Source organism: Corynebacterium phoceense (assembly GCF_900092335.1).
Taxonomy (GTDB): Bacteria; Actinomycetota; Actinomycetes; order Mycobacteriales; family Mycobacteriaceae; genus Corynebacterium; species Corynebacterium phoceense.
Map to the genome: position 1 here is coordinate 740,368 of NZ_LT596208.1, position 11,842 is coordinate 752,209.

Below are 11,842 nucleotides of genomic sequence, written 5' to 3' on the forward strand. Positions count from 1 at the left end.
GGTCGATATGCCTAGTTGACGAAGCCGTCGATAACGCGGACGGCGCCGCGGTCAGCGGAAGTCGCCATGTTGGCGTAGGCGCGCAGCGCCTTGGTCACTTGGCGGTCGCGGTTGACCGGAGTCCAGGGCTTCTCGCGGGACTCCTGGGCGTTGCGACGATCCGCGATGACGGTCTCATCGACCTCGAGGGTGAGTTTGCGCTCGTGGATGTCGATGGTGATGGTGTCGCCATTTTCGACCAGCCCGATGAGTCCGCCGTGGGCGGCCTCCGGGGAGATGTGGCCGATGGACAGGCCGGAGGTACCGCCGGAGAAACGGCCATCCGTGATAAGCGCACAAGCCTTGCCCAGGCCGGAGCCCTTGAGGAAGGAAGTCGGGTGGAGCATTTCCTGCATGCCCGGGCCGCCGGCCGGGCCCTCGTAGCGGATGACGATGACGTCGCCCGGCTGGACCTCGTGCTTCAAGATGATGGAGACGGCTTCTTCCTGGGACTCGACCACGCGGGCAGGTCCGGAGAACTTCCACAGTTCCTCGTCGACGCCGGCGGCTTTGACGATGGCGCCATTGGGGGCCAAGTTGCCGCGCAGGACAACGAGGCCGCCGTCGGAGGAGAAAGAGTGGTCCACGGAGTGGATGCAGCCGTTCTCCGCGTCGGTGTCGAGGTTCTCCCACTGGGAGGACTGGGAAAAGGGCTCGGTGGTGCGTACGCCGCCAGGGGCTGCATGGAAGAGCTCGGTGGCTTCATCGATGGCCTTGCCGCCACGGATGTCCCAGTCGTTGAGCCAGCCGTCGACCGTGTCGTAGGCGACGGTATGGACGGACTCGTCGATGAAGCCGCCGCGGCGCAGCTCGCCGAGGATGGCGGGGATGCCGCCGGCACGGTGGACGTCCTCGATGTGGTAGTTGCCGTTGGGGGCCACCTTGGAGATGCACGGCACCTTGTAGGACAGCTCGTTGATGTCCTCGAGGGTGAAGTCGACCTCGCCCTCCTGGGCGGCGGCAAGCGTGTGGAGGATGGTGTTGGTAGAACCGCCCATGGCCATGTCGAGCGCCATGGCGTTGGTGAAGGCTTCCTTCGTCGCGATATTGCGCGGCAGGACGGACTCGTCTTCCTCACCGTAGTAGCGCTGGCACAGATCCATGATGGTGGCGCCGGCCTTCTCAAAAAGCGAACGGCGAGCGGTGTGGGTGGCCAGCGTGGTGCCGTTGCCCGGCAGGGAGAGGCCGAGGGCCTCGGTGAGGCAGTTCATGGAGTTCGCGGTAAACATGCCGGAGCAGGAGCCACAGGTCGGGCAGGCGGCCGCCTCGATGGCGGTCAGCCCTTCGTCGGAGACCTGTTCGTTGGCGGTCGCGTTGATGGCGGTGATGAGGTCGGTGGGTGCATGTGCCACGCCGTCGACGACGACGGCCTTGCCGGCCTCCATCGGGCCGCCGGAGACGAAAATGGTGGGGATGTTGAGACGGAGTGCTGCGTTGAGCATGCCCGGGGTGATCTTGTCGCAATTGGAGATGCACACGAGGGCATCGGCAGTGTGCGCGTTGACCATGTACTCAATGGAGTCGGAGATGATCTCGCGCGACGGCAGCGAGTAGAGCATGCCCTGGTGGCCCATGGCGATGCCGTCATCAACGGCGATGGTGTTGAATTCCTTGGGCACGCCGCCCGCGGCGCGGACGGCCTCGGCCACGATGTCGCCGACGTTCTTGAGGTGGACGTGGCCCGGAACGAACTGGGTGTAGGAGTTGGCGATGGCGACGATCGGCTTGCCAAACTCGTGTTCCTTGGTCCCGGTGGCGCGCCACAGGGCGCGGGCGCCGGAGGCCTGGCGGCCGACGGTGGTTACTTTGGAGCGCAGGGGAAACATGGGGAGTCCTTGTTTATGGTCGGGTGGGTTTAAGCGTCGGGGTGCGTGCGCTTGTAGTCGGCGAATTCTTCCTTGGTGAGAAGAATCTGCTCGCCGTCGCGGTGGATGATGACGACCTTTTCCTCAGCGGCGTACTGGCCGGCGGTGAGAGCGTCGGGGATGCGGCCGCGGGAGGCATCGGAAAGTTTAGGCAGCGAGTTGAACGTGACGCCGGGCAGGCTGTGGTCCTTGCCGGCGGCATCGGAAGCGAATGTGCGGGAACCCTTGAAACCGATGCCGCGGAAGTTATCCCAGTCGAGGTGCACGTTGCCGCGGAAGGCGTAGCCAATATCAATGCCGTCTTCGGAGACTGTGGTGTGGGCTTTGAGAACCCACCAGATCCACAGGACAGGGAAGATCAACAGCCAACCGAGTTGGAGCGGTGCCCACGCGATGCCGATGATGGCGATCATCGCAATGAGCACAATGGCGAGGATATGGGTGCGATCCGGCCTGAAGGTGTGCGCATTCATGTCAGTAGACACTAGTGGACACGGCGGGGAGGTGTGTAACGGGGGCGACCGACCGAGTGTGAGAAATCCGGCTCACCTCGCGAGATATGGGTTTCAATGTATGGAATGGGGGTATCAAGTGGCGGGATAGCCTATCGAGTGTAAGATAGAAACCATGATCATTATTCGACTTCAGCTTGTAGTACCGGACGCGGCGCCTGCCGCAACGGCATAAGTTGTCGTTGATTAGAGCAAGCGCCCTCGCCAGTTGCACACACCGCAACTGAGACGGGGGCTTTGTTGTTGGAGGACCACCCTCATCCTTCACAGATCGCACGGCGCCATACCCGCGGCACCGTAAAAATAAACAAGCTTTGACCCCAAGGAGTAATTGACCGTGGCAGCATCACCGTCGCCGACCCCGGCTTCGCTCGCCAAGTCGACGTCCGGCGCCAAAAGGAGCACCGAGCGCATGACTGGCGCGCAGGCCATCGTCCGCACCCTCGAAGATCTGGGCACTGACCTTGTATTCGGCATTCCGGGCGGCGCCGTGTTGCCGCTGTACGATGCCCTCTATGCCTCGACGAAGCTGCGTCACGTGCTCGTCCGCCACGAGCAGGGCGCGGGTCATGCGGCGGAAGGCTATGCACAGGCCTCCGGTAAGGTGGGCGTGTGCATCGCGACCTCCGGCCCGGGCGCGACCAACCTCGTCACCCCGATTGCGGATGCGAACCTGGACTCGGTCCCCATCGTCGCCATTACCGGCCAGGTGGGCTCGAGCCTGCTGGGCACGGACGCTTTTCAGGAGGCGGATATCCGTGGCGTGACCATGCCGATTACGAAGCACAACTTCATTGTCACGGATCCGCAGGAGATCCCGGAGGCCATCGTCGCGGCCTTCCATCTTGCCGCCACGGGGCGTCCGGGTCCTGTCCTCGTCGACATTCCCAAGGACGTCCAGAACGGCTACCTCGATTATTCCTACCCGCCGCAGCTGGACTTGCCGGGCTACAGGCCGACCACGACGCCCCACCCGCGTCAGATTTCTTCGGCGGTCGAACTCATTGCGAAGTCCGAGCGTCCGGTGCTGTACGTGGGTGGCGGCGTCATTAAGGCCAACGCGCACCGCGAGCTCCTGGAGTTCGCGGAGTACACGGACATTCCGGTGGTGACGACGCTCATGGCGCTGGGTTCTTTCCCGGACTCGCACCCGCTGCACATGGGTATGCCAGGCATGCACGGTACGGTGCCGGCTGTGGCCGCCATGCAGCGTGCGGATCTCCTTATTACTATTGGCGCGCGCTTCGACGACCGCGTGACGGGCGACTTGAACACCTTTGCGCCGGGCGCCAAGGTTATTCAGGCGGATATCGATCCAGCCGAGGTGGGTAAGCTGCGCGAGGTTGACGTCCCGATTGTGGGTGACGCCCGCGAGGTGCTGCTGCAGATGACGAAGACGTACCAAGGCAAGGCGAAGCTCAACCCGCCGGACATCGAGGATTGGATTGCGTACCTGGAGGATATGAAGGAGCGCTTCCCGCGCGGCTGGAAGCCCACCGCGGACGGCAAGCTTAACCCGCAGTTCGTCCTGGAGAAGCTCTCGGAGACCGTCGGGCCGGAGGCTATCTACGTCGCTGGCGTGGGCCAGCACCAGATGTGGTCGGCGCAGTTCATCGACTTCGAGAATCCGCGCACGTGGATCAACTCGGGCGGTGCGGGCACGATGGGCTATTCGGTGCCAGCGGCACTTGGCGCCAAGGCCGCCATGCCGGAGAAGGAAGTCTGGGCTATTGACGGTGATGGTTGCTTCCAGATGACGAACCAAGAGCTGGCCACCGCCGCGGTGGAAGGCTTCCCGTTGAAGGTTGCCGTGATTAATAACGGCAACTTGGGCATGGTCCGCCAGTGGCAAACCCTCTTCTTCGACGAGCACTACTCGCATACCAAGCTGCGCGAGGCCGACCATTACCTGCCGGATTTTGTGAAGTTGGCGGAAGCATTGGGCTGCGAGGCGATTCGCGTGACTACTGAGGACGAGGTCGTGCCCGCTATTGAGCGCGCCCGCGCTATCAATGACCGCCCCGTTGTCATCGACTTCATTGTCGGCGAGGACGCACAGGTGTGGCCGATGATTGCGGGAGGAGCTTCGAACGAGGAGATTCAGTACGCGCTGGGTCTGCGACCGCTCTTTGATGACAACACGTCCGCGGCGGAAGAACCCGCCGAAATCCACGAGGCCCTGGAGGAGGCTTAAATACCATGGCAGCAACCGATATCACTCGCCACACCCTCTCCGTCCTCGTGCAGGACGTGGAAGGCATCATCTCCCGCGTCACCGGCATGTTTTCCCGTCGCGGCTACAACCTCATCTCGCTTGTGTCAGCGAAGACGGAGGTGGAGGGCATCAATCGCCTCACCATCGTCGTCGATGCGAATGACATCGTGACGGAGCAGGTGACCAAGCAGCTCAACAAGCTCATCCACGTCCTCAAGGTCGTGGAGCTCGATGAGGAGACCACTATTTCGCGCGCGATCATGCTCGTGAAGGTCTCGGCTAATAACGACAACCGCGCGCAGGTCGTCGGTGCGGTCGATATCTTCCGTGCTCGCGTTGTCGACGTCGCTCCCGAGTCTGTCGTCATCGAGGCGACGGGCACCCCGGGCAAGCTGCGTGCGCTGCTGGACGTGCTCGAGCCTTTTGGTATTCGCGAGCTTATTCAGTCTGGTCGCGTCGCATTGGGCCGCGGTCCGAAGTCGATGGCGCCCACCAAATAACCCCACACCCACAATTTCCCACCAATTGAGACAAACTGAAAAATTTGTCTCAGATAATGAACACTTTTCGTCTATAGTGTGCTAGAAATAAAGAAAGCACCCGCACGAACCAACAGTAAGGATTGACACTCATGGCAATTGAGACGTTCTACGACGCAGATGCAGATCTGTCCATCATCCAGGGCCGCAAGGTCGCCATCATCGGCTACGGCTCCCAGGGCCACGCCCACGCGCAGAACCTGCGCGACTCTGGCGTTGAGGTTGCTGTCGGTCTGCGTGAAGGCTCCAAGTCTCGCGCGAAGGCAGAAGAGGCCGGCTTCAAGGTCCTCACCAACGCGGAGGCCGCCAAGTGGGCCGACGTCATCATGCTGCTGGCTCCGGATACCTCCCAGGCGCAGATCTTCACCGAGGACATTGAGCCCAACCTGGAGGCGGGCAACGCCCTGTTCTTCGGTCACGGCCTCAACATTCACTTCGGCCTCATTAAGCCGGCCGCTGACATCACCGTCGGCATGGTTGCGCCGAAGGGTCCGGGCCACCTCGTCCGTCGCCAGTTTGTCGACGGCAAGGGCGTTCCTTGCCTCATCGCCACTGCGCAGGACCCGAAGGGTGAGGGTCACGACCTGTCCCTGTCCTACGCCGCTGCTATCGGTGGCACCCGCGCCGGCGTTATCCCCACCACCTTCAAGGCGGAGACCGAGACTGACCTCTTTGGCGAGCAAGTTGTCCTCTGCGGTGGCCTGGAGTACCTCATCATGGGCGGCTTCGAGACCCTCGTTGAGGCTGGTTACGAGCCGGAGATGGCCTACTTCGAGTGCCTGCACGAGATGAAGCTCATTGTCGACCTCATCTTCGAGGGTGGCCTGGCCAATATGAACTACTCCATCTCTGATACCGCTGAGTTCGGTGGTTACGTCTCCGGCCCGCGCATCATCGACGACTCTGTCAAGGCTCGCATGAAGGACGTCCTCAAGGACATCCAGGACGGCACCTTCGTCAAGCGCCTCGTCGCCAACGTTGAGGGCGGCAACAAGGAGCTCGAGGGCATGCGCGCCGAGGTCTCCAACCACCCGATTGAGGAGACTGGCTCCACGCTTCGCGACATGATGAGCTGGGTCAAAGTCGACGCTCACGAGCAGACCGCTTAAGCTCTTCGCACTCAAGCCCTCCTGCGGTCAACGCGGGAGGGCTTTTGCATGCCTGCTTTTGGCTCCGTTTGTGTGAGATATGCCCAGGGATCGCTTTTATACGGGCGGGCATTCCCTTTGCGGGGTACTCTCGGTCACATGGGTTTTACAACGCCAAGCTTTGATCTCACCGACCTGTTCGCCCGCATCGAGCGCGGCGATATTCAGTTGCCCGATTTTCAGCGTCACTACGCCTGGGATGAAGATCGCATCCGCTCGCTCATCGTCACCGTCCTGCGCGGTTACCCGGTGGGCGCGCTCATGGTGCTCGATACTCGTAACGAGCCCATGCGTTTCCGTCCGCGCCCGCTCACCGGTGCGCCGAATACTGGCGTGAACCCGGGCCTGTTGCTCCTCGATGGCCAGCAGCGCCTCACCACGCTGTACCACTGCTTCCGCGGCGAGGGCCGGGTCAATACCAAGGACTTCCGCAATAAGAAGATCACCCGCACCTTCTACGTCGATGTGCGCAAGGCCGTCGCCAACGAGCTCATGCCGGACGAGGCCGTGTTCGCGGTGAATCAGGATGGCATGATGCGCTCGCACTTCGGCCCGGACCTGGACCGCATCCCGGACCGCGCCACCGCGCTGGAGGCTGGCTGCATTCCGGTCGCCGATCTCCTCTTTGAGGACGGCACCAAGGCCCTCTTCGAGTTGGCTGCCTCCGGCGACGCGGAGCTTGCCGATGCCGCCGTGGCGTTCCACAACCGCATACTCCGCCCGCTTGCAGGCTACGACATCCCGATCATCCGCCTGTCCCGCGAGACCGAGCGTGCTGGCGTGGGCCAGGTCTTCGCCCAGGCGAATAGCTCCGGCCTGCAGATGGATGTCTTCGATCTGCTCACCGCGGTCTTCGCCAGCGAGGACGAGAACTTCCACTTGGCAGATGACTGGGCCGAGACCGAGAAGCTGCTGCGTCGCCACGGCGCGCTCGACGCCATCGGACGCACGGAGTTCCTCTCTGCCGTCTCTCTGCTCGCGACCTCGCTGCGCGGACATGCCTCCGGCACGCGCGAAGACATCCTGTCGCTGTCCCTGCCGGAGTACAAGGACGCGACGAAGACGCTGCGCGTGACCATGGCGGAGGTCGCCTCCTTCCTGTCCGAGCGCTGCATTTTGAGCCACGACCAGGTGCCGTTCTCCAAGCAGATCGTGCCGCTGTCTGTCATCCTTGCGCGCCTCGTCTCCGAGCCCGGAGCGTTGTCCACGCAAGAGGCGTGGGACAAGATCAACCGCTGGTTCTGGTCCGGCGTCTTTGGCGAGCTCTACGGTTCTTCCGCCGTGGCGCAGCGCTCCGGCCGCGACGTCGACGAGGTTGTCGCCTGGGTGTTGGGTACCACGGACGTAGAGCCGAAGACCGTGCGTGACACTGACTTCCGCGAATCCCGCCTGCTGTCTGCCGATTCCACGACGGGCATTTTCAAAGCGCTCGACGCGCTGCTCATGGCCCGCGGCGCCCGCGACTGGCGCACCGGCCGCGTCTTCGACAAGAACTCCTTTGCCGAGCTCAAGCCGGGTTTCTTCCCAGTCTTCCCGCTCGCCTGGTGCGAGAAGAACGGCGTCGATCCCGTCCTCGCGGCGTCCGTGCTCAACCGTACGCCCATGGGCAAGCGCACCGAGGTCGTCCTCGAGGGCCGCTCGCCGCAGCGCTACCTGCCGCGCCTGCAGTCCAAATCCATCCTCGACGACGCTGATTTCGACGCCGTCCTCGCCTCGCACGAGATCGACCCGACGACGCTCCACACCTCGGATTGGGAAGGCTTCTTCGCCGACCGCCGCGAGCGTTTCATTGGCATGGTTGAGTATGCCATCGGCAAGCCGGTCATCCGCGACGTTAACGAAAACGACCTGGGCGGCGGTGACGAGGGGCCGAATGCCTTCGTGCGGTAGATTTCTCGCCGCCTGTGCCTGCACGCTGCTCCTCGCGGGCTGCGCGCACGTAGCTGTGCCGACGAATATCACGGAATTGCCGGACTCGGAGATCAACCTCGAGCAGGCCCGCGCACAAAACGTCAACGGCTTCGTGTCGAAGGATTTTGAGGGACACATCAGCGTGCTCACGGACGCGACGGGCGTCGACGCCGTGCACACTTTCTTCCCAGACTCGGAATCGCTCATCATTGCAGAAGATTCCGATGCCGCCGCGCTGCGCGCCGCGTCCCTGTCCGTCGCTCAGCGCGTACCCATGGTGACGTATGCGGAAGACGCGCGCACGGATATCGTGGCGCTCATCAGCGAGCTGGGGGTCTCGCGCGTCGTCCTCATCGGCGACGTGCCGCTGGCCTCCAACACGGCCGGTTCCCTGACTGTTATCAAGGACAATGGGGTCACCCGCGCGATGGGGGAGTTCACCGCCTTCGAGTTCACGAGCCAGGTCATTGCGGACCCGCAGCGCATGGTCGCCGCGGTTGCGAACCTCGATAGTGCGAAGCATATCGAGCTCAAGGCAGCGTGGCAGCCGCTCACGCGCTACGAGGATATCAACCGCGTCGAGCCGCTGCCTGCGCAATCGCGCCGCGACGCCCAGATGGCGCCGATTGTTGTTGCGACGCCCACGACGCCCATTGCCGCGGTCGCGAATGCCGTGGCCTTTGGCGCGTCCGTGCGTGTCATGCCCTCGGGCGACCCGACCGCGTCGAAAGCGGCGTACGCGATGGTGGCGGGTCTAGAAAACGGCCCGCTCGTGGCGTTGGGCAGTGATTTCGGTGATGCTAGCCTATTGTCCGACCGAATTGGACAAGGCTGGCATGAATAGATTACAATTCGGCGTATCTTATACACCCCACTGACATTTCCCTCAAGGGAAAAGAAGGAAAGTAATGTCGAAGCCGGTAGTCCTCATCGCTGACAAGCTCGCTCAGTCCACCGTGACTGCACTGGGAGAGGAGGTGGAGGTCCGCTGGGTCGACGGTCCCAACCGTGCCGAGCTCCTCGCCGCCGTTCCGGAGGCTGACGCGCTGCTCGTCCGTTCCGCCACCACGGTCGATGAGGAAGTCCTCGCCGCCGCGACCAACCTCAAGATCGTCGGCCGTGCCGGTGTGGGTCTCGACAACGTGGACATCCCGGCCGCCACTGCGCGCGGCGTCATGGTTGTCAACGCTCCGACGTCGAACATCCACTCCGCCTGCGAGCATGCCATCGCGCTGCTCATGGCCACCGCCCGTCAGCTTCCTTCGGCTGACGCCTCACTCCGCGGTGCCGAGTGGAAGCGTTCCTCCTTCAAGGGCGTGGAAATCTACGGCAAGACCATCGGCATCGTCGGCTTCGGCCACATTGGCCAGCTCTTCGCGCAGCGCCTCGCCGCGTTCGAGACCACCATCATTGCGTACGACCCGTACGCGAACCCGGCCCGCGCCGCCGCCCTGGGCGTCGAGCTCGTCGAGCTCGAAGACCTTATGGCGCGCGCTGACTTCGTGACCATCCACCTGCCGAAGACCCCGGAGACCACGGGCATGTTCGACGCGGAGCTGCTGGCCAAGGCGAAGGAGGGCCAGATCCTTATCAACGCGGCCCGCGGAGGTCTCGTCGACGAGCAGGCCCTCGCAGACTCCATCACAGCTGGCCACCACCGTGGCGCCGGCTTCGACGTCTACGCCACCGAGCCGTGCACCGACTCGCCGCTCTTCGCGCTGCCGCAGGTCACGGTCACCCCGCACCTCGGTGCCTCCACGGTTGAGGCACAGGACCGCGCCGGTACCGACGTCGCTGCCTCCGTTCTTAAGGCGCTCAACGGCGAGTTCGTCGCGGACGCCGTCAACGTCCAGGGCGGCCGCGTCGGCGAAGAGGTCGCCGGCTGGCTCGAGATTGCCCGCAAGCTCGGTCTCACCGCTGGTGCGCTGCTCGACAAGGCACCGGTGGCCATCGAGGTTGAGGCGTGTGGCGAGCTGTCCACCGAAGACGTCGAGGCCCTGGGCCTGTCCGCCGTCCGTGGCCTGTTCTCCCGTGTCGTTTCCGAGCCGGTCACCTTCGTCAATGCCATGCAGATCGCAGAGACCCGCGGCGTCGACGTTTCCGTGCGCACCAACGCCGAGTCCAAGGGTCACCGTTCCTCGCTGCGCGTGAAGGTCATCGCCGCCGACGGCGACTCCTCGCAGCTCACCGGTGCCCTTACCGGCATCGACGGCGTCGAGAAGTTTGTCCGTATCAACGGCCGCGGCGTCGACATGCGCGCCACCGGCCGCAACATCTTCTTCCGCTACGCGGACAAGCCGGGCGCACTGGGCACCGTCGGTACCGCGCTGGGTGCCGACGGCATCAACATCCAGGCCGCTGCCCTGACTCAGGGCAAGGTTGCGGAGTCCGCAGTCCTCATCCTCCGCGTCGATCGCGAGGTCCCGGAGGCTCTCGTTGGGTCCATCTCGGCGAAGCTCGAGGCTGAGGCCTTCCAGTTCGATCTCAGCGAGTAAACACCCCACTCTGAAAACGGGCGTCACCTTTCATGGTGGCGCCCGTTTCTGCGTGCTACACTGGCTACAAAATCCATCAGGTGAGAAAGGAATCCCGCAAAATGAAACTCGCGGTCATTGGCGGCGACGGCATCGGCCCAGAAGTCACGGCAGAAGCGCTGAAGGTTCTCTGCGCCGTGCGCGACGATATCGAGACGACCGAGTACGACCTCGGTGCGCGTCGCTACCTGCGCAACGGGGAACTGCTCACCGAGGATGATCTGGCCTCCCTGCGCGAGCATGACGCCATTCTGCTCGGCGCCATTGGCGCCCCGGGCTCTGTACCGCCGGGCATTCTCGAACGCGGCCTGCTGCTCAAGATGCGCTTCGCACTTGACCACCACGTCAACCTGCGTCCGTCCAAGCTGTATCCGACGTCGACCTCGCCGCTGGCGAATCCGGGCGACATCGATTTCGTTGTGGTGCGCGAGGGGACCGAAGGTCTGTATTGCGGTAACGGCGGCTCGTTGAGGGTAAATACCCCCCACGAGGTCGCTTCCGAGGTCTCCCAAAATACCCGCTTCGGCGTCGAGCGCGTCGTGCGTGATGCCTTTGCGCGCGCTCAGAAGCGCCGCAAGCACGTCACGCTCGTGCACAAGACGAATGTGCTCGTCAACGCCGGTTCGCTGTGGCAGCGCACCGTCGACGAGGTTGCACAGGAATTCCCAGATGTGACGGTCGACTACAACCACATCGACGCCGCAACCATCTACATGGTGACGGACCCGTCCCGCTATGACGTCATCGTCACGGATAACCTGTTCGGCGACATCTTGACGGACCTCGCTGGCGCCGTGACCGGCGGCATCGGCCTGGCGGCCTCCGGCAATATTGATGCCTCCGGCACCAACCCGTCCATGTTCGAGCCCGTCCACGGCTCGGCCCCGGATATTGCGGGCCAGGGCATTGCGGACCCGACTGCCGCCATCCTGTCGGGCGCCATGTTGCTGCGCCACCTGGGTGACGAGGCGGGTGCGCAGCGCATTGAGAAGGCGGTTGCCGAGGACGTATCCGCCCGCGGCGATGCCCCCATTCGTACGACTGAGGTGGGCGACCGAATCGCCGCCGTAGTCTAGACC

At 63.5% G+C, this 11,842-nt stretch carries 9 protein-coding genes; 7 read left to right on the plus strand and 2 right to left on the minus strand.

Features of this window, described 5'->3' with window-relative positions:
* Positions 1–11 precede the first annotated feature (11 nt).
* The gene (gene ilvD / locus BN9444_RS07655) at positions 12–1,865 is read right to left on the minus strand and encodes a dihydroxy-acid dehydratase (RefSeq protein WP_068801703.1); all 1,854 of its coding nucleotides are present in this window, start codon (positions 1,863–1,865) and stop codon (positions 12–14) included.
* Between the two features lie 29 nt (positions 1,866–1,894).
* Positions 1,895–2,377: a PH domain-containing protein gene (locus tag BN9444_RS07660; protein ID WP_066493399.1), complete on the minus strand. Its 483-nt coding sequence runs from the start codon at positions 2,375–2,377 to the stop codon at positions 1,895–1,897.
* Between the two features lie 370 nt (positions 2,378–2,747).
* Here BN9444_RS07660 and BN9444_RS07665 point away from each other — a divergent pair, with 370 nt between their 5' ends.
* The 7 genes from BN9444_RS07665 to BN9444_RS07695 all read left to right on the plus strand — a co-directional run bounded on the left by BN9444_RS07665 (position 2,748) and on the right by BN9444_RS07695 (position 11,839).
* Entirely contained in the window at positions 2,748–4,610 is a 1,863-nt protein-coding gene (locus tag BN9444_RS07665; RefSeq protein WP_082750207.1) for an acetolactate synthase large subunit, read from the plus strand.
* A gap of 5 nt (positions 4,611–4,615) precedes the next feature.
* On the plus strand, positions 4,616–5,131 hold the full coding sequence (ilvN, locus tag BN9444_RS07670; protein ID WP_066493401.1) for an acetolactate synthase small subunit: 516 nt from the start codon (positions 4,616–4,618) through the stop codon (positions 5,129–5,131).
* A 131-nt stretch (positions 5,132–5,262) separates the two neighbouring features.
* Entirely contained in the window at positions 5,263–6,279 is a 1,017-nt protein-coding gene (gene ilvC / locus BN9444_RS07675) for a ketol-acid reductoisomerase (protein WP_066493403.1), read from the plus strand.
* Positions 6,280–6,417: 138 nt separating this feature from the next.
* A complete protein-coding gene (locus BN9444_RS07680; protein WP_066493406.1) occupies positions 6,418–8,208 on the plus strand; it encodes a GmrSD restriction endonuclease domain-containing protein in 1,791 nt (596 codons plus the stop codon).
* Between the two features lie 55 nt (positions 8,209–8,263).
* Positions 8,264–9,073, plus strand: a complete 810-nt coding sequence (locus BN9444_RS07685) for a hypothetical protein (RefSeq protein ID WP_066493410.1) — start codon at positions 8,264–8,266, stop codon at positions 9,071–9,073.
* A 64-nt stretch (positions 9,074–9,137) separates the two neighbouring features.
* Positions 9,138–10,724, plus strand: a complete 1,587-nt coding sequence (serA, locus tag BN9444_RS07690) for a phosphoglycerate dehydrogenase (RefSeq protein ID WP_068801704.1) — start codon at positions 9,138–9,140, stop codon at positions 10,722–10,724.
* A 101-nt stretch (positions 10,725–10,825) separates the two neighbouring features.
* Complete coding sequence (locus BN9444_RS07695) at positions 10,826–11,839, plus strand: 3-isopropylmalate dehydrogenase (RefSeq protein ID WP_066493414.1); 1,014 nt, start codon at positions 10,826–10,828, stop codon at positions 11,837–11,839.
* Positions 11,840–11,842 lie beyond the last annotated feature (3 nt).